We start from the raw sequence: 17523 nt of genomic DNA, 5'->3' as shown, positions 1-17523 counted from the left end.
CGTGAGCGAAAAATTGGCCAACCCTGCCCCTCTGGGTCTGATGGGTTTCGGTATGACCACCATCCTGCTGAACATCCATAACGCAGGTTTCTTCCCCATCAGCGCCATGATCCTGGCCATGGGCCTGTGCTACGGCGGCATCGCCCAGATCATTGCTGGCATCATGGAGTACAAGCGTGGCAACACCTTCGGTGTGACCGCGTTCACCTCCTACGGCCTGTTCTGGCTGAGCTTGGTGTTCCTGCTGATCATGCCGACCATGGGTCTGGCCGAAGCCACTCCGCACGCCTACATGGGTTGGTATCTGCTGATGTGGGGCATGTTCACCCTGTTCATGCTGGTTGGCACCATCAACTACCCGCGCGCCAAGCAGTTCGTGTTCGCCTCCCTGACCGTGCTGTTCTTCCTGCTGGCCGCCCGTGACTTCACCGGCAGCACCCTGATCGGCACCATCGCCGGTTTCGAAGGCATCATCTGTGGCGCCAGCGCCATCTACTTGGCCATGGCCACCGTGATCAACGAGCAGTTCGGCCGTACCGTGATGCCGATCGGCGATCACAAGAAAGCCGCCGCCGTACAGCTGAAAGCCGCTGCCTGATAGGCAAGCCACTCAGATTGTGAAAAAGGCACCCTCGGGTGCCTTTTTGCTATCTCGCAAAGCTGACGTTCCTGCGCACACATCTTCCCTTTTCAGCCCTACATCCGGATATCCGTCTCTAGCTATTCGGCACTCCTGCCCCTCCCATTTGTGGATATATCCATCAACTAAATAAGGCTCTCACGGACCACCACAAGGGATGCAGTTTGTTATTCGGTATGAAGCCGTATGACCACTCCCTTTTGTTGGCAACTGTCAGGTGAATACCATCTCCATACATGTAATTTAAATCAAAGTGCCGACCAAGATATCGGTACTTTTATCTCCCTATGTAAGTTAAAAATTCACTGCGGCGTTAAATCTAATATCCCAGAGGTCAAGGTCCTGACGCCCGATACTGTAATAACCGGTAATAACTTCAAAACGCTGATGACGCTGAGGAGCTACCGCCAGTACAATCCGTGCAGATCCACTCCACGGAGTCGTACTTTCCATTGTCAGATTTTCATTCAGGATCTGACCGTCATTGGGACGCTCAATATCATAACGAACCCCAAGACGCAGGGCCGGTATAATTTGAACACCATCGGTTGTGGTGAAAATACGACTGATATCCCCTGATGCTTCACTGGTGGCATATTCAAAAGAGTTTTCATTAACCCGTAATGTCACGTTATAAATCTGGTTTGCATAAGGCAATGAGCCTGTGTAATCAAACGCATCGGATTTATTGTGACTGTAAAAGAGGGCAAGCTTGGGCCGCAGCAGATATTCACCAACGTCGTAGCCACCGGTCAGGTTGGCTGAGATCAACCCGGTCGTTGACTTGAAACTCCCTTTAAGTACATCGAGTTCGGTATCGTTATCAGTTCGTCCCCATGCAGCCCAGCCATCCAGCAGCCAGTGCGTATCTAGCCTATAGCCGCCATATGGCCCGACAAAGAAACTGTCCCCCTCATTTCGTACCGAACTGCCAAACGTGCCAAGAGAGGTTTTGCTATTGGCAAATGCAATACCGCCCAGCCCGTCTTTACCAAGGGATCTGTGTATACCGATCAAAAAGCTGTTGGCATGTCCGGATGTGTCTATCTCGTTACGATCATCGGAGACTCCGGTATGGCGTACATCAGTCCATACCTGCCACAACCCCTTTTGACTGGCAATATCTTCAAATTGGTCAAGCCCGACAACGACACGATCTGAAATACTGAGAGAGCCGCTCAAATAGCCCATCAAGGTATCTGCACTGATACTGGTCACAATATTGCGGATCGGGTCACTCCCACCACCGGTGCCACCACCACTACCACCATTGCTGCCATCCCCCCCGCCAGTTCCGCCACCAGATCCACCATTGCCGCCATCCCCACCGCCGGTTCCGCCACCACTTCCTCCATTACTGCCGCCACCACCTCCGGTTCCGCCACCAGTGCCACCGTTACTGTCCCCCCCATCGATCGGGGGAATATTTGGAAATACAGGATTGTTCTGGTTTCTCGAATCGAGGAAGCAGTTGAAAGAACCATCCGCATTGAGGAGATCCAGTTTGTGAGTCCCGTTAAGGTCATCAAGTACTACAGGTGAGACACTCAAGTGCAACGACGCGCGGTTTGCATTCCAACTATCGATTTCAGATACCCCGGGAGCAGAGAGGCGAAAATTACCCCCAGAACCTGGACTTGAAAGCCATAGTGATACCGAATTGTCAGCCGAACGCCCAAGAAACTCTAGATGCTGCCCCGGTTGCCTGTTCGGGCAATCCGCCGCCCATGCTGTTGGCAAGCAGATACTGGTAAGGCAGCCAATTCCCAGAATACGTGAAATCATTATGTCCTCCTGACACTACGTTATCTCACTGACATCCTTGCGTGACTTTTAGCATTACCCACAAACAGGTCACTCGATGCAATGGGTAAAGGAACCAATCAATCTGACAAGTTCAAATCGCAGATTATTTTAGTATCCACACTGTTTCTGGTCTCCTGTAATAAAATTCGTTTAGCGCCTGAATCGCGATGATTGATTAAATCAAACCACTTTAAAACCCATAAAAAAAGCCGCCCATTGGGCGGCATTTTTATTAGAGATAACGGGCTAACAGGAATTACCAACCGGTCACTTCGCGCAGGGCCTTGCCGATATCGGCCAGGGAGCGGACGGTTTTCACGCCAGCATCTTCCAGCGCGGCAAACTTCTCGGCGGCGGTACCCTTGCCACCGGAGATGATGGCGCCAGCGTGGCCCATCCGCTTGCCGGGAGGGGCTGTAACACCGGCGATATAGGAGACCACCGGCTTGGTGACGTGGGCCTTGATATAGGCGGCAGCGTCTTCCTCGGCGTTGCCACCGATCTCGCCGATCATCACGATCGCTTCGGTCTGCGGGTCGTTCTGGAACATCTCCAGAATGTCGATGAAGTTGGAGCCCGGGATGGGGTCGCCACCGATACCGACGCAGGTGGACTGGCCAAAGCCCTCGTCAGTGGTCTGCTTGACCGCTTCGTAGGTCAGGGTGCCGGAGCGGGAGACGATGCCCACCTTGCCCGGCTTGTGAATGTGGCCCGGCATGATGCCGATCTTGCACTCACCCGGGGTGATAACGCCCGGGCAGTTCGGGCCGATCATCCGCACGCCGGTCTCTTGCAGCTTCACTTTGACGTCCAGCATATCCAGGGTCGGGATGCCTTCGGTGATGGTGACGATGAGCTTGATACCTGCGTCGATCGCTTCCAGGATCGCGTCCTTGCAGAACGGTGCCGGCACATAGATGACGGTGGCGGTGGCGCCGGTCGCTTCGACTGCGTCACGGACGGTGTTGAACACCGGCAGGCCCAGATGGGTGGTGCCGCCCTTGCCCGGGGAGACGCCGCCGACCAGCTGGGTGCCGTAGGAGAGCGCCTGCTCGGAGTGGAAAGTACCCTGACCGCCGGTGAAACCCTGGCAGATGACTCGGGTGTCCTTGTTGATCAGTACGCTCATCAGTTGGCCTCCGCTGCTTTGACGACTTGCTGCGCGGCATCGGTCAGACTCTTGGCCGCAATGATGTTGAGGCCGCTCTCGGCCAGCTTGATACCACCCAGCTCGGCGTTGTTGCCTTCCAGACGGACCACGACGGGCACCTTGACCCCCACTTCCTTGACCGCACCGATAATGCCTTCCGCGATCATGTCGCAGCGCACGATGCCGCCGAAGATGTTGACCAGCACCGCTTTGACGTTGCTGTCGGAGAGGATGATCTTGAACGCCTCGGTTACGCGCTCCTTGGTGGCGCCGCCGCCGACGTCAAGGAAGTTGGCCGGCTTGCCGCCGTGCAGGTTGACGATGTCCATGGTGCCCATGGCCAGACCCGCGCCGTTGACCATGCAGCCGATGTTGCCATCGAGAGCCACATAGTTCAGCTCCCACTGGGCAGCGTGCGCTTCGCGGGGGTCATCCTGTGACGGGTCGTGCATCTCGCGCAGCTTGGGCTGACGATAGAGGGCGTTGGCGTCGATGTTGATCTTGCCATCCAGGCAGTGCAGGTTGCCCTGCGCGGTGATCACCAGCGGGTTGATCTCCAGCAGCGCGAAGTCGCAGTCGAGGAACATCTGGCCCAGACCCATGAAGATCTTGGTGAACTGTTTGATCTGATCGCCGACCAGACCCAGTTTGAAGGCCAGCTCGCGCGCCTGATAGGGCTGCGGGCCAACCAGCGGATCCAGGGTGGCCTTGTGGATCAGATGGGGGGTTTCGTGGGCGATCTTCTCGATGTCCACGCCACCTTCGGTAGAGGCCATGAAGACCACGCGACGGGAGCCACGGTCAACCACGGCGCCCAGGTAGAGCTCTTTGGCGATGTCGGTGCAGGATTCAACCAGGATCTTGGTGACCGGCTGGCCGTTGGCGTCAGTCTGGTAGGTCACCAGATTCTTGCCCAGCCAGTTCTGGGCAAAAGCACGGATCTCATCCTTGCTCTTGGCCACTTTCACGCCGCCCGCTTTACCGCGGCCACCGGCGTGTACCTGGCATTTCACCACCCAGGTATTGCCGCCAATCTTGTCGGCCGCTTCGGCCGCTTCCTGCGGGGTAGCACAGGCATAACCTTCGGAGACCGGCAGGCCATACTCGGCAAACAGCTGTTTTGCCTGATATTCATGCAGATTCATAGATGCTCTATCCGTGTTGTAGGTATTTCCGTCCGGGGCTCGTGTTTCTCAATCCCCTGTGAGTGGGGGCCTCGGGGGCCCCTCGTTATCTTTCAGTTGGTTGCTCAGACGTCCAGCAGCAGGCGGGTCGGATCTTCCAGCAGCTCCTTGACGGAGACCAGGAAGCCTACCGATTCGCGCCCGTCGATGAGACGGTGATCGTAGGAGAGGGCCAGGTACATCATCGGCAGGATCTCGACCTTGCCGTCAACGGCCATCGGGCGATCCTGGATCTTGTGCATGCCCAGAATGGCGCTCTGGGGCGGGTTGATGATCGGGGTGGACATCAGGGAGCCGAACACACCACCGTTGGTGATGGTGAAGTTGCCGCCAGTCAGCTCATCCACGGTCAGTTTGCCGTCACGGCCCTTGCCGGCCAGATCCTTGATGGCCTTCTCGATGTCGGCAAGGCTCATGTTGTCGCAGTCACGCAGTACCGGCGTCACCAGACCACGGGGGGTGGAGACGGCGATGCTGACGTCGAAGTAGTTGTGGTAGACGATGTCGTCACCATCCAGCCCGGCGTTCACTTCCGGATAGCGCTTGAGGGACTCCACTACCGCCTTCACGTAGAAGGACATGAAGCCGAGCTTGATGCCGTGCTTCTTCTCGAAGATCTCGCCGTACTGCTTGCGCAGATCCATGATGGGCTTCATGTTGACCTCGTTGAAGGTGGTCAGCATGGCGGTGGTGTTTTTCGCTTCCAGCAGACGCTCGGCGATGCGCTTGCGCAGACGGGTCATCGGCACCCGCTTCTCGCTGCGACCGGCCAGCGCGGCAACCGGTGCGACCGGCGCAGCAGCCACCGGCGCGGCTGCGGCAGGCTTGCTCAGCGCCTTGATGTAGGCTTCCACATCATCCTTGGTGATGCGACCGCCCTTGCCGGTGCCGGTCAGCTTGGCCACGTCGATGTCGTGCTCGCCAATCAGACGACGCACGGAGGGGCTTAAGGCCTCGGCGCCATCATCGGCAACCGCTTCAGCCGGCTTCTCCTTGGTCTCTTCACCGGCCACGGCAGCCGCCTTGATGGTGGCGATCAGCTGGCGGGAGAGGACGGTTGCCCCCTCTGCCTGCAGGATGTCGCCCAGCACACCAGCTTGCGGTGCCGGCACTTCCAGCACCACCTTGTCGGTTTCGATGTCGACCAGCACTTCATCACGGGCAACCAGATCACCCGGCTTCTTGTGCCAGGTGGCAATGGTGGCATCCGCCACTGATTCCGGCAGGTCCGGTACCTTGATCTCGATAGTCATCTAATCAGTTCCTTGTTACTTCTTGTTCAGGGCTTAGGCCAGAGTAAGGGCATCTTCCACCAAGGCTTTCTGCTGCTTGGCGTGGACGGACATGTAACCAACCGCCGGCGAGGCGGACGCCGGACGACCGGCATAACGCAGGGTGGCTCCGGTCGGCAGCACGTCATCGTAGTTGTGACGGGTGCAGTACCAGGCGCCCTGGTTTTGCGGCTCTTCCTGACACCAGACAAAATCGGTGACGTGGCTGTAATCGGCCAGAATGGCGCGCACTTCCTCTTCCGGGAAGGGGTAGAGCTGTTCGATACGCACGATCGCCACATCCTTCTGCTCCGCCTTGCGACGGGCTTCGAGCAGGTCGTAATAGACCTTGCCAGAGCAGAAGACCACCCGCTTGACCGCTTTCGGATCCAGCGCGTCGATTTCGCCAATGGCGTTCTGGAAGGTGCCTTCCGCCAGATCTTCGAGCTTGCTGACCGCCAGCGGATGGCGCAGCAGGGATTTGGGCGTCATCACGATAAGCGGACGGCGCATCGGGCGCACGACCTGACGACGCAGCATGTGGAATACCTGAGCCGGGGTTGAGGGCACGCACACCTGCATGTTGTGCTGGGCGCACATCTGCAGATAACGCTCCAGACGGGCGGAGGAGTGCTCCGGCCCCTGCCCCTCGTAACCGTGCGGCAGCAACATGGTCAGGCCACACATCCGGCCCCACTTCTGCTCGCCGGAGGAGAGGAACTGGTCGACCACCACCTGAGCGCAGTTGGCGAAGTCACCGAACTGGGCTTCCCAGATGGTGAGGCCGGCCGGCTCGGCGCTGGCGTAGCCATATTCAAAGGCCAGTACCGCGTTCTCGGTCAGTACCGAGTCGTAAATCTCGAACGGACCCTGCTCGTCGTGCAGGTTGCACAGCGGGGTGTAGGTGCTGGCATCGGTCTGGTTGTGCAGCACGGCGTGGCGGTGGAAGAAGGTGCCACGGCCGGAGTCTTCACCGGTAAAGCGGATGCGGGAACCCTTGTCCACCAGAGTGGCGTAGGCCAGGGTCTCGGCAAAGCCCCAATCCACCAGCTTCTCGCCGGCAGCCATCAGACGGCGGTCTTCGTAAATCTTCTCGACCTGACGCTGCAGCACATGGGTCGCCGGATACTGGCTCACCCGCTCGCCGAGGGCTTTGAGGTGATCCATCGGCACGGCACTCTCATATGCCATGTTCCAGTCGTGGCCCAGATAAGGGGTCCAGTCGACGGAGTGCAGCTCCATCGGCCGCCACTCTTTGCTTACGCGCTCGCCGCGATCCAGCGCTTCGCGATACTCGTTGACCAGTTCAGTCGCCCGCTCCTGAGCGAGGCTCCCCTCGGCCACCAGCTGATCGGCGTAGATCTTGCGCGGGGTCGGGTGCTGCTTGATCTTCTGGTACATCAGCGGCTGGGTCGCGCTCGGCTCGTCCGCTTCGTTGTGACCGTGACGACGGTAGCAAACCAGTTCGATCACCACGTCGCGTTTGAAGGTGTTGCGGTAATCCAAGGCAATCTGGGTCACCAGCACCACGGCTTCCGGATCATCCCCGTTGACGTGCAGCACCGGCGCCTGCACCGCCTTGGCGATGTCGGTGCAATATTCGGTGGAGCGCAGGTCACGGATATAGGAGGTGGTGAAACCAACCTGGTTATTGATGACGATGCGCACCGTCCCGCCGACACCATAGGCGCGGGTCTGGGACATGTTGAAGGTCTCGGCCACCACGCCCTGACCGGCCATGGCCGAGTCACCGTGAATGGTGATGGGCAACACGCTGGAGCCATCCTTGTCACCGCGACGATCCATACGGGCACGGACCGAGCCGATGACAACAGGGTTGACGATCTCGAGGTGAGAGGGGTTGAACGCCAGCGCAAGGTGGACGTTGCCACCCGGGGTGGCGAAGTCGGAGGAGAAGCCCATATGGTACTTCACATCACCGGTGCCCCAGGATTCGCCATGCTTGCCGGCAAACTCGTCGAACAGGTCCTGCGCCCGTTTACCGAGCACGTTGATCAGCACGTTGAGGCGACCGCGGTGGGCCATACCGATAACGGCCTCTTTGCAGCCCTGCTCACCGGCGCGACGGATCAGCTCCTTGAGCATGGGGATCATGGCGTCTCCACCTTCCAGCGAGAAGCGCTTAGCTCCCGGGAACTTGGCGCCCAGATATTTCTCCAACCCTTCGGCGGCGGTCAGGCTCTCGAGGAAACGGGTCTTCTCTTCGAGGGTGTAACACCCCTTCCCTTCAATGGATTCGAGACGCTGTTGCAGCCAGCGCTTCTCTTCCGTGGAGGTGAGGTGCATGTAGTCGGCGCCGATGGAGCCGCAATAGGTCTTCTTCAGCGAGGCGTAGAGGTCGGAGAGCACCATGGTCTCGCGACCGATGGCGTAGGAGCCCACATTGAAGGTGGCCTCCATATCTGCGCCCTGCAGGTTGTGGAACGCAGGATCCAGTTCGGCAACGGTTTCACGCTGCCACAGGCCCAGCGGGTCCAGATTGGCATTCTGGTGACCACGGAAACGGAAGGCGTTGATCAGCTGCAATACCCGCACCTGCTTGGCATCCACTTGCGGATCGGAGACAGGCGCGCTGTAACGGGAGGGATCCTTGGCCAGACGACGGAAATAATCGCGGACCTGGGAGTGGGGTTGTTCAACCGCATGGCCATTGACCTGGGGCAGCTCGCTAAACAGGCTGCGCCACTCGTCGGACACGGAGTCAGGATTTTCCAGGAAGGATTCGTACAAATCCTCAATATAGCTTGCATTCGCACCAGCCAGGTGAGATGACTCCAACCAGGCCTTCATCACGCCGTTATGCATTTCTATCCCTTGTACTTCTTGTTACTGCTGCGCAGCTTGTAGGGGTCAAATAGCCATCCTGCCACGGGTGGGATGGCTATCCAGAGGTCGGGCCAGCACCTGGCCGGCCCTGATACTAAACAGCCCGATTGAGCAACATCGACTTGATCTGGCCAATCGCCTTGGTCGGGTTCAAGCCTTTCGGACAGACGTTCACGCAGTTCATGATGCCATGGCAGCGGAACACGCTGAAGGCGTCGTCCAGATTCCCCAGTCGTTCGGTGGTCGCGGTGTCGCGGCTGTCAGCCAGCCAGCGGTAGGCGGCGAGCAGCCCGGCCGGACCGATGAACTTGTCGGGATTCCACCAGAAGGAGGGGCACGAAGTGGAGCAGCAGGCACAGAGAATGCACTCGTACAGGCCGTCAAGCTTGGCGCGCTCTTCGGGGGATTGCAGGTGCTCACGCACCGGCGGCAACTTGTCATCATTGATGAGGAAGGGTTTGACCTTCTCCCACTGGGTGTAGAACTGGGTCATGTCGATCACCAGATCACGGATCACCGGCAGGCCGGGCAAGGGGCGGATAACGACGTTATTGCCCTTCTTCAGCAGGTCGGAGAGCGGGGTGATACAGGCAAGACCGTTCTTGCCATTCATGTTGAGACCGTCTGATCCACAGACCCCTTCGCGGCAAGAGCGGCGGAAGGCGAGCGTGGGATCCAGCTCTTTCAACTGGATCAGTGCGTCGAGCACCATCATGTCGGAACCTTCAGGAATATCAAGACGATATTCCTTCATATGGGGGACGTTATCAACATCCGGATTGTATCTGTAGACAGAGAATGTGACGTTCATAGGGCTGGCTCCGCAATCAGTAAGTCCGGACCTTGGGCGGGAACGCCTCACGGGTCTTGGGTGACATGTTGACAGCGCGACGGGTCATGGACTCGGTGTCCGGATGATAGAGGCTGTGGCACAGCCAGTTCTCATCGTCGCGATCCGGGAAGTCGAAGCGGCAGTGAGCACCGCGACTCTCGGTACGGAAGTTGGCGGCAACCGCCGTGGCAAACGCCGTCTCCATCAGGTTGTCCAGCTCCAGGCACTCGATGCGCTGGGTGTTGAACTCTTTGGAGGTGTCATCCAGACGGGCTGACTTGAGGCGTTCGCGGATAACCTTGAGCTCGGCCAACCCTTCTGCCATCGCCGCACCTTCGCGGAATACGGAGAAGTTGTTCTGCATGCAGCGCTGCAGGTCTTTGCGGATCTGCACCGGGTCTTCCCCGTCACGGCAATTTTCCCAGCGGTTGAAGCGGGCCAGTGCGGCATCCAGATCCGACTCGGAAGCATCGCGGCCGTGATCCATCTCGCCCAGGGTGTTGACCAGATGCATGCCGGCCGCGCGGCCGAACACCACCAGATCCAGCAGGGAGTTGCCACCCAGACGGTTGGCACCGTGTACGGAGACACAGGCAATCTCGCCCACCGCAAACAGACCGACTACCGGCACATCGTTGCCGTTCTTGTCCTGGGTCAGGCACTGGCCATTCACGTTGGTCGGCACGCCGCCCATCATGTAGTGGCAGGTCGGGATGATCGGGATCGGCTCTTTGACCGGATCCACGTGGGCGAAGGTGCGGGAGAGTTCGCAGATGCCCGGCAGACGGGATTCCAGCACCTCTTTGCCGAGGTGATCCAGCTTGAGCTTGATGTGCGGGCCCCAGGGACCATCGCAGCCACGGCCTTCACGGATCTCGATCATGATGGAGCGGGCCACCACGTCGCGACCGGCCAAGTCCTTGGCATTTGGCGCGTAACGCTCCATGAAGCGCTCGCCATCTTTATTGAGCAGATAGCCACCTTCACCACGGCAGCCTTCGGTTACCAGCACCCCTGCCCCGGCGATGCCGGTCGGGTGGAACTGCCACATCTCCATATCCTGCACGCCGACGCCGGCACGCAGCGCCATGCCGACGCCGTCACCGGTGTTGATGTGGGCGTTGGTGGTGGACTGGTAGATACGACCGGCACCGCCAGTCGCCAGCACGGTGGCCTTGGCCTTGAAGTAGACCACTTCACCGCTCTCCATATCGATGGCGGTACAACCCACCACATGGCCATCCTGGTTTTTCACCAGATCCAGCGCATACCACTCGGAGAAGACGGTGGTCTTGTTCTTGACGTTCTGCTGATAGAGGGTGTGCAGCAGGGCGTGACCGGTACGGTCGGCGGCCGCTGCGGTACGAGCAGCCTGCTCGCCACCGAAATTCTTGGACTGACCACCAAACGGACGCTGGTAGACAGACCCGTTGTCGAAACGGGAGAAGGGCAGCCCCATGTTCTCCAGCTCATAGATAGCCTCGGGGCCGGTTTTGCACATGTACTCGATGGCTTCCTGATCACCGATGTAATCGGAACCTTTTACCGTGTCATACATATGCCACTGCCAGTTGTCATCATGGGCATTGCCCAGCGCAACCGTGATCCCGCCCTGAGCGGAGACAGTGTGAGAACGGGTTGGAAAAACCTTGGACAACAGAGCGCAGCTCTTGCCGGACTGGGCAATCTGCAGCGCGGCGCGCATACCGGCACCACCGGCACCAATCACCACCGCATCAAATTCACGAGTTGGAATAGTCACCTTACACACCCCACAGCACGACGAAACCCGTCATCAGATAGACAAACAGCACCACGACCAGGGCAAATTGCAGCGCCCCGCGCAGCCCTACCGGCTTGATATAGTCAGTCAGCACCTGCCACAGACCAATCCAGGCGTGGATCAGTACGCAGAGCAGGGTCAACAGGGTGAATACTTTGGTGAATGTTTTGGCGAAGAAGCCTGCCCACACCTCGTAGGTGATGTCGTTGAACGCGACAAAGCCCACCAGATAGAGGACATAACAGGTCATGATGAGGGCGGTGGCGCGGATCAGGATGTAATCGTGAACGCCGCTGCGCCCGAAGGTTGCAGAATTGGTTACCATACAAGCACTCCCGCCAATACAGCCAGGATCGCGGTGATCACGAAGGCCACGCGGGCGCTCTGATTGCCGGATTCCAGCTCTTCCCAATAGCCCATATCCATGACCAGATGACGCAAGCCGCCCACAATGTGGTATGCCAGCGCAGTCAGGATCCCCCACAGCACGAGTTTGACCAGGAAGTTGTCCATGATGGCAACCACGGTTTCAAACCCTTCGGGAGAGGCGAGTGAAGTACCAAGCATCCACAGCAAGATGCCCAGTGCAACAAAGGTAATGACCCCTGAAACACGGTGCAGGATGGATGCAATGGCAGTGACAGGAAAGCTGATCGTCTGTAGGTCGAGGTTGACCGGTCTCTGTTTGTTTTTCACGCTTGCCCACTCAGCTCCATTGAGCACGTTAGTTATTGTTTTAACTCACACTTGAGGGCACGGAATGGTGATTGTTGGTTTTTTGTTACCAAAACACTCTGAAAAAGCCAAAACGCGAGTTTTCGGTTTCACATCAGGCTTTGCCAAAGCGTTTCAAACACCCGCAGCCATGACCCACGTGGCGCAGTATATCGGCGGCCTTAACCGAAGACAATCAATTAGCTACAAAGAAAACACAAAACCGCAAACTCGATCGCATATTTAATTTAACATTTCATTAATGCCATTAATGGGGTTCCAGCAAAATTGACATTGATAAGGAACTCTGTTTCAAATAAGGCGCTCCAGCCACTTCGGTATGGGTAACAACCTTTGCCAGCGTCATAAAAGTCGTAATAGAGTAGGACTGGAACCAAATTATAAAGAGCAAAGGAGACGTGCTATGGCTGATAAGATAGCCACCCTACACCTGCCCGGAAAAGATCCGGTCGAATTGCCGATCCTCTCCGGCACCATCGGCCCGGATGTCATCGATGTCAGAAAATTGGGATCACAGGGGTATTTCACCTTTGATCCCGGTTTTATGGCCACCGGTTCTTGCAAATCTGCCATTACCTACATTGACGGGGATCAGGGTGTCTTGCTGCACCGTGGTTACCCCATCGCCCAGTTGGCCACTCAGGCCACCTATCTGGAAGTCTGCTATATCCTGTTGTACGGCGAAGCGCCGACCAAGGCCCAATATGCCGAATTCGAACGCCTGGTCACCCGCCACACCATGGTGCACGAGCAGATCGCCTTCTTCTTCCGCGGCTTCCGTCGTGACTCCCACCCCATGGCCATCATGTGCGGTGTAGTCAGCGCCCTCTCCGCCTTCTATCATGACGCCCTCGACATCAATAACGAGCAGCATCGCGAGATCTGTGCCTTCCGTCTGCTCTCCAAGATGCCGACTCTGGCAGCTATGTGTTACAAGTACTCCATCGGCCAGCCGTTCATGCAGCCGCGTAACGCCCTCTCCTATGCCGGTAACTTCCTGCACATGATGTTTGGCGTGCCGACAGAAGAGTACAAGGTCAACCCCATCGTTGAACGCGCCATGGATCGTATCTTTACCCTCCATGCGGATCACGAGCAGAACGCCTCCACTTCCACCGTTCGTCTGGCTGGATCCTCCGGTGCCAACCCGTTCGCCTGTATCGCCGCGGGGATCGCCTCCCTGTGGGGACCGGCCCACGGTGGTGCCAACGAAGCCTGCCTGCGCATGCTGGAAGAGATCGGCTCGGTGGATCGCATCCCCGAGTACATCGCCAAGGCCAAGGACAAGAATGATCCGTTCCGTCTGATGGGCTTCGGTCACCGCGTCTACAAGAACCACGACCCCCGTGCCACTGTGATGCGCGAAACCTGCCACGAAGTACTGACCGAGCTGCAGATCAAGGATCCGCTGCTGGACGTGGCCATGGAGCTGGAACGTATTGCGCTCTCCGACCCCTACTTCGTCGAGAAGAAACTCTACCCGAACGTGGACTTCTACTCCGGCATCATCATGAAGGCGATCGGCATCCCGATGAGCATGTTCACCGTGATCTTCGCCATCTCCCGCACCATCGGCTGGATTGCCCACTGGAACGAGTTCCACTCAGACCCGGACAGCAAGATTGGTCGCCCACGCCAGCTCTATGTGGGTCACCCGTTGCGCGAGTTCACTCCACTCGAGCAGCGCTAACCACTGCGCTGATATGGTTTGTTACAAAGGCGGTCATTGACCGCCTTTTTGTTTGCCGCTCTAATGCCCCCTTTCGCGTTAAGGAGTCCATTATGAAACCACTGTTTATCAGCGCAGCCTTGCTGCTGACCGCCTGCCAGAGCGCCCCCGCCCCGTCACAGGGGGATACTCTCTATATCAACAGCCAGCTGGTCGATTGCGTCGGAGTTGGCCCGATGCAGTGCATGCAGGTTCGCAGTGATGAGCAGCAGCCCTGGACGCTGTTCTACCAGAATATTGAAGGTTTCCAGTTCGAGCCGGGCTACCGGTATCAGCTCACAGTCAGCAAGGAGCAGCTCACCGATGTGCCGGCCGATGCCCCCTCCGTGCGCTATCAGCTGATCAAGGTGGTGAACAAGGTCGCCAGCAAGTAACAAACACGATCAAAAAAACGGGGGATGGCTGATGCCATCCCCCGTTGGTTTATGGGTACTGTGCCTCATCAGGCACGATCAGGTCGGCGCCAGCGCCATATGCAGCAGCGGATAGGGCTTGCCCTGAGCATCCAGCGGCGAGCGACCCGTCACGGTGAATCCCATCTTCAGATAGAAGCCCACCGCCTGTTCGTTCTGCTCGTTGACGTCAACCTGCGTCGCGCCGCCCTGCGTGATGGCATGTTCCACCAGCCGGCCCCCCACGCCACTACCGCGCGCCTCGGGTGCCACAAACAGCATCTCCAGCTTGCCCTCGTACACTCCGCTAAAACCCGTAATCAGCCCCTCTTCTGTACGGGCACTGTGCAGTGTCACCGCATCGAAGTAGTGCTCCAGAATAAGCGGTTTGAGAGCCAGGATCTCGGCCTCGGGCAGGAAGTGGTGGGTCGCCCGAACAGAGGCCTCCCACAGATCGATCAGGGCCAGATAATCGGCCCGCGTTGCAGTATCAATCTTCATCAATGACTCTTTGTTGCAGCCCGCAGGATGGCTGTGGCCTCCCTGCGGGCCCATCTGATTAGCGTGCCTGCACCGCTTGCAGCAGCACCGACACATCGGCACCAAAACTGCGGGTACGGATCGCTTCGCGGATATCCGCTTCGCTATAACGGCTGCCCGGGTAGACCACCACGCAGGAGGTGTCGCCCGGTTTGAGGAAGTGGGTCTCGCCAAACGGGGTATAGCGGGTGGCACCGATACTGATGAGCGCATGGGGAGGATGTCCCGCCTGCGCCAGCAGTCCCTGAATGTGCTCCGCCGGCCCCTCATCCTGCTGATGATTGAACTTGTCGATGGCCCAGTCGAGCAGCTTGCCGTGGAAGTAGCTGTAGTCGATGGCTGCGCTATCTACCCCGTAGGCGTGCAGCTCACCGTCCCGCTCCAGATAGCAGGCGATGCGATAGTCATCGAGCTCGCCACCGGCGGTAAAACCGGAAAGCGGCAGCAGGTTGGCCGCCAACCCCTTGCTCTCTTCGCCCCAGTTCTTCTTCTCGCTGATCTTCTTGGCGTTGGGACGGCGGATGGAACAGTCGTTATAGGCGCCAAAGGCGCGGGGATGGATCGCCACCACCTGCTTGCCGGCATACTCCAGCTCGCACCAGAGGGCTATTTCCGGCTCGATCTGCACCTTCTCGTCACCACTGACCGCCGCTTCCGGCAGGAAGATCGCCTTGTCGCTCAACGGAAATACCCCGAGCTGACCCGGATGGCCCGGCACGAAGAAGGGGAACAGCGCCTTGGGCGCCGTGGTATCGCGCACCACGACCGCTACGAAGTCCGACGCTTCACCCGCCTGCTCCAGATGACCGGCGAAATTGCCCGCGACCCCGAGTCCGATAAACTTGCTCTCTGCTGCTATCTGCATCTTGCTCACCTGCATCTTGCCAACGCAAGGTAGCAGGCTCGTCGCCTACTACCGCTAAAGTGGCAAGATTAAACCACAAGGACCCCGCCTTCGCCCAGTCCGGCCCTGTCGTGATGTGCGCCAGTCCGCTTTTTTAGTGACGAGAAGGCTGTGGTGAACCAGCCATTGCGCACTCATTCAGCTACGCGGTCACCGCGCTGGAAACAGTGCGTTTCCGGCATCTCCCCTCTTTCTCCTTGGGACTCAACTTCATCTTTGTTAGGCTGCCTGCCACACAGGCTCACAGAGGGATCTTCTTGATGTCACAGGCGCACTTTCAGGGCCGCTTCGAAGTCGAGTTCAAATATCAGCTGACGGATCGCCCCGCCTTCCTCAAGGCACTGCTCGCCCTCAATCCGGAGATCATGCTGGAGGATAATCTGGAGCAGGATCGCTACTTCGACACCCCGGATGATGCCCTTGCCCAGGCTGGCAAAAGTCTGGCTATCCGCACCATGCAGCCCTCCGGCATCCAGCTCTGGATCGTCAAGGGGCCCGAGGCGGATCGCTGTGAAGCGGTCAATATCAGCGATGCCGACAAGGCTGCCAACATGCTCCTCACCATGGACTACCGGCAGACCCTCGAGATCGCCAAACAGCGCAGCATCTACTTCCTTGGCCCGTTTCACGTCACCCTGGATTATCTGGCCGAGATCGGGGATTTTGCCGAGCTCGCCATCATGACCGATGACGAGGAACGCCTCCCGGCGTTTCGCCAGCAACTGCTCGCGCTGGCAGATCAGTTGGGACTTTCTCCCGATGCGCAGGAGCCTCGCTCCTACCGCACCCTGTACATGCAGGCAATACACACCATATAACCAGAGGATGCAACTCAATGATCGACAAACTCGCCTGGCTCACCTTTAAAGATCAGCAGCTGCTCTGCGCCCGCTCCCACGGCAAGGACATCTATTACATCCCGGGCGGCAAGCGTGAACCGGGCGAGAGCGACGAGGCGGCACTGATCCGCGAGATTGAGGAGGAGCTGGCCGTTACCCTACAGCCCGATACCCTGCGCTTTGTCTGCGAGTTCAGCGCTCAGGCCGATGGCAAACCGGCAGGAGTCGAGGTGCGACTGTGCTGTTACACCGGCGAAGCGAACGGCACCCCGATCGCCTCGGCAGAAATTGCCGAGCTGCGCTGGCTCGACAGCAGCCATCTCGACGAGCTCTCCCCCGTCTCCCGCCTGCTGTTTGCCTGGCTGGTTGAGCAGGGGCTGATCCGCTGACAAGCCGTACTCGCGGCGAGCATAAGTCCCCACCTGATATGAACCAGCAGTGGTAGCCAGCCACATAACAGCGCAACGACAAGGATGTCAGATGGACATTGTGGAAGTTAATAGCGCAGCAAACTACCAAAGTGCACGCAACTCAGATGGCACTCTTGCTGCAACCGTCATCTTCTACAAACCACTCTGACCATCCCCTATGCCTTATCCAAATACAGCAGGGCCGCACCAAGCGGCCCTGCTTGTTGCCAGCGTGACTGTTTGTTGCAGCAATATGGCTTGCGACGGATTGCCACGATACGGCCATTGCGCCTGTATGCCTCAACACCGCCAATCGCTCGCCCCAAAATACAACCAAACAAACAGAAAGATTAATTAATGATTAAAACGCCCCCCTTTTCTTCTTCATCTATTGCCTCATCAGGCGTATCGTGAGAGACCCATTTGATAATCAAATCTATGTTGTTCACTGCCTTGAGGAA

General features: G+C 58.2%; 16 protein-coding genes. 5 read left to right on the top strand and 11 right to left on the bottom strand.

Features of this window, described 5'->3' with window-relative positions; all coding sequences use genetic code 11:
* Nucleotide 1 precedes the first annotated feature (1 nt).
* Complete coding sequence (locus OKB77_RS06465; protein WP_005336948.1) at nt 2-598, top strand: acetate uptake transporter; 597 nt, start codon at nt 2-4, stop codon at nt 596-598.
* A 336-nt stretch (nt 599-934) separates the two neighbouring features.
* Here the strand turns inward: OKB77_RS06465 and OKB77_RS06460 are convergent, their stop codons facing one another.
* From OKB77_RS06460 to sdhC, 9 genes are all read right to left on the bottom strand, one after another.
* A complete protein-coding gene (locus OKB77_RS06460) occupies nt 935-2425 on the bottom strand; it encodes an autotransporter outer membrane beta-barrel domain-containing protein (protein WP_270817172.1) in 1491 nt (496 codons plus the stop codon).
* Between the two features lie 277 nt (nt 2426-2702).
* Nucleotides 2703-3575 carry a succinate--CoA ligase subunit alpha gene (gene sucD / locus OKB77_RS06455; protein ID WP_005346088.1) on the bottom strand — a complete coding sequence of 291 codons (873 nt, stop codon included), beginning with the start codon at nt 3573-3575 and terminating at the stop codon, nt 2703-2705.
* Nucleotides 3575-4741 (bottom strand): ADP-forming succinate--CoA ligase subunit beta, encoded by a 1167-nt coding sequence (sucC, locus tag OKB77_RS06450; RefSeq protein ID WP_005346090.1) that lies wholly within the window; start codon nt 4739-4741, stop codon nt 3575-3577. The genes sucD and sucC overlap by 1 nt, the downstream gene beginning before the upstream one ends.
* 104 nt (nt 4742-4845) lie before the next feature.
* Nucleotides 4846-6033: a 2-oxoglutarate dehydrogenase complex dihydrolipoyllysine-residue succinyltransferase gene (gene odhB, locus OKB77_RS06445; RefSeq protein WP_182925578.1), complete on the bottom strand. Its 1188-nt coding sequence runs from the start codon at nt 6031-6033 to the stop codon at nt 4846-4848.
* Between the two features lie 33 nt (nt 6034-6066).
* Nucleotides 6067-8877, bottom strand: a complete 2811-nt coding sequence (gene sucA, locus OKB77_RS06440) for a 2-oxoglutarate dehydrogenase E1 component (protein ID WP_270817170.1) — start codon at nt 8875-8877, stop codon at nt 6067-6069.
* Nucleotides 8878-8992: 115 nt separating this feature from the next.
* The gene (locus OKB77_RS06435) at nt 8993-9709 is read right to left on the bottom strand and encodes a succinate dehydrogenase iron-sulfur subunit (RefSeq protein ID WP_005333549.1); all 717 of its coding nucleotides are present in this window, start codon (nt 9707-9709) and stop codon (nt 8993-8995) included.
* Between the two features lie 16 nt (nt 9710-9725).
* Nucleotides 9726-11492, bottom strand: a complete 1767-nt coding sequence (sdhA, locus tag OKB77_RS06430) for a succinate dehydrogenase flavoprotein subunit (protein ID WP_040066317.1) — start codon at nt 11490-11492, stop codon at nt 9726-9728.
* Nucleotide 11493: 1 nt separating this feature from the next.
* Nucleotides 11494-11838: a succinate dehydrogenase, hydrophobic membrane anchor protein gene (sdhD, locus tag OKB77_RS06425; RefSeq protein WP_005333558.1), complete on the bottom strand. Its 345-nt coding sequence runs from the start codon at nt 11836-11838 to the stop codon at nt 11494-11496.
* Entirely contained in the window at nt 11832-12209 is a 378-nt protein-coding gene (sdhC, locus tag OKB77_RS06420; RefSeq protein ID WP_005333571.1) for a succinate dehydrogenase cytochrome b556 subunit, read from the bottom strand. Before sdhC ends, sdhD begins: the two co-directional genes overlap by 7 nt.
* 442 nt (nt 12210-12651) lie before the next feature.
* Between sdhC and OKB77_RS06415 the strand changes: the two genes are divergently transcribed.
* Both OKB77_RS06415 and OKB77_RS06410 read left to right on the top strand, forming a co-directional pair.
* Nucleotides 12652-13938, top strand: coding sequence for a citrate synthase (locus tag OKB77_RS06415; protein WP_005333572.1), 1287 nt, complete (start codon nt 12652-12654; stop codon nt 13936-13938).
* Between the two features lie 92 nt (nt 13939-14030).
* Nucleotides 14031-14351, top strand: coding sequence for a DUF4377 domain-containing protein (locus tag OKB77_RS06410; RefSeq protein ID WP_247822924.1), 321 nt, complete (start codon nt 14031-14033; stop codon nt 14349-14351).
* A 78-nt stretch (nt 14352-14429) separates the two neighbouring features.
* On the opposite strand, the gene OKB77_RS06405 is transcribed toward OKB77_RS06410, so the two are convergent.
* Nucleotides 14430-14870 (bottom strand): acetyltransferase, encoded by a 441-nt coding sequence (locus tag OKB77_RS06405; RefSeq protein ID WP_247822925.1) that lies wholly within the window; start codon nt 14868-14870, stop codon nt 14430-14432.
* Between the two features lie 58 nt (nt 14871-14928).
* Nucleotides 14929-15774 (bottom strand): DUF5718 family protein, encoded by an 846-nt coding sequence (locus OKB77_RS06400; protein WP_270817168.1) that lies wholly within the window; start codon nt 15772-15774, stop codon nt 14929-14931.
* A gap of 299 nt (nt 15775-16073) precedes the next feature.
* Between OKB77_RS06400 and OKB77_RS06395 the strand changes: the two genes are divergently transcribed.
* Nucleotides 16074-16631 (top strand): class IV adenylate cyclase, encoded by a 558-nt coding sequence (locus OKB77_RS06395; protein ID WP_270817167.1) that lies wholly within the window; start codon nt 16074-16076, stop codon nt 16629-16631.
* A 17-nt stretch (nt 16632-16648) separates the two neighbouring features.
* Nucleotides 16649-17041, top strand: a complete 393-nt coding sequence (locus tag OKB77_RS06390) for an NUDIX hydrolase (RefSeq protein ID WP_270817166.1) — start codon at nt 16649-16651, stop codon at nt 17039-17041.
* The last annotated feature ends 482 nt before the right edge of the window (nt 17042-17523 follow it).

It is taken from the genome of Aeromonas sp. Y318-3 (genome assembly GCF_027706185.1).
Taxonomy (GTDB): Bacteria; Pseudomonadota; Gammaproteobacteria; order Enterobacterales; family Aeromonadaceae; genus Aeromonas; species Aeromonas veronii.
This window is presented reverse-complemented; position numbering and strand designations above follow the sequence as displayed.

Bases quoted from the DNA above. Each gene is read 5' to 3' on its own strand.
- OKB77_RS06390 (WP_270817166.1), top strand. From the start codon at position 16,649: ATGATCGACAAACTCGCCTGGCTCACCTTTAAAGATCAGCAGCTGCTC.
- OKB77_RS06435 (WP_005333549.1), bottom strand. From the start codon at position 9,709: ATGAACGTCACATTCTCTGTCTACAGATACAATCCGGATGTTGATAAC.
- OKB77_RS06405 (WP_247822925.1), bottom strand. From the start codon at position 14,870: ATGAAGATTGATACTGCAACGCGGGCCGATTATCTGGCCCTGATCGAT.
- odhB (WP_182925578.1), bottom strand. From the start codon at position 6,033: ATGACTATCGAGATCAAGGTACCGGACCTGCCGGAATCAGTGGCGGAT.
- OKB77_RS06400 (WP_270817168.1), bottom strand. From the start codon at position 15,774: ATGCAGATAGCAGCAGAGAGCAAGTTTATCGGACTCGGGGTCGCGGGC.
- OKB77_RS06460 (WP_270817172.1), bottom strand. From the start codon at position 2,425: ATGATTTCACGTATTCTGGGAATTGGCTGCCTTACCAGTATCTGCTTG.
- sucD (WP_005346088.1), bottom strand. From the start codon at position 3,575: ATGAGCGTACTGATCAACAAGGACACCCGAGTCATCTGCCAGGGTTTC.
- sucC (WP_005346090.1), bottom strand. From the start codon at position 4,741: ATGAATCTGCATGAATATCAGGCAAAACAGCTGTTTGCCGAGTATGGC.
- sdhD (WP_005333558.1), bottom strand. From the start codon at position 11,838: ATGGTAACCAATTCTGCAACCTTCGGGCGCAGCGGCGTTCACGATTAC.
- OKB77_RS06415 (WP_005333572.1), top strand. From the start codon at position 12,652: ATGGCTGATAAGATAGCCACCCTACACCTGCCCGGAAAAGATCCGGTC.
- OKB77_RS06395 (WP_270817167.1), top strand. From the start codon at position 16,074: ATGTCACAGGCGCACTTTCAGGGCCGCTTCGAAGTCGAGTTCAAATAT.
- sucA (WP_270817170.1), bottom strand. From the start codon at position 8,877: ATGCATAACGGCGTGATGAAGGCCTGGTTGGAGTCATCTCACCTGGCT.
- OKB77_RS06410 (WP_247822924.1), top strand. From the start codon at position 14,031: ATGAAACCACTGTTTATCAGCGCAGCCTTGCTGCTGACCGCCTGCCAG.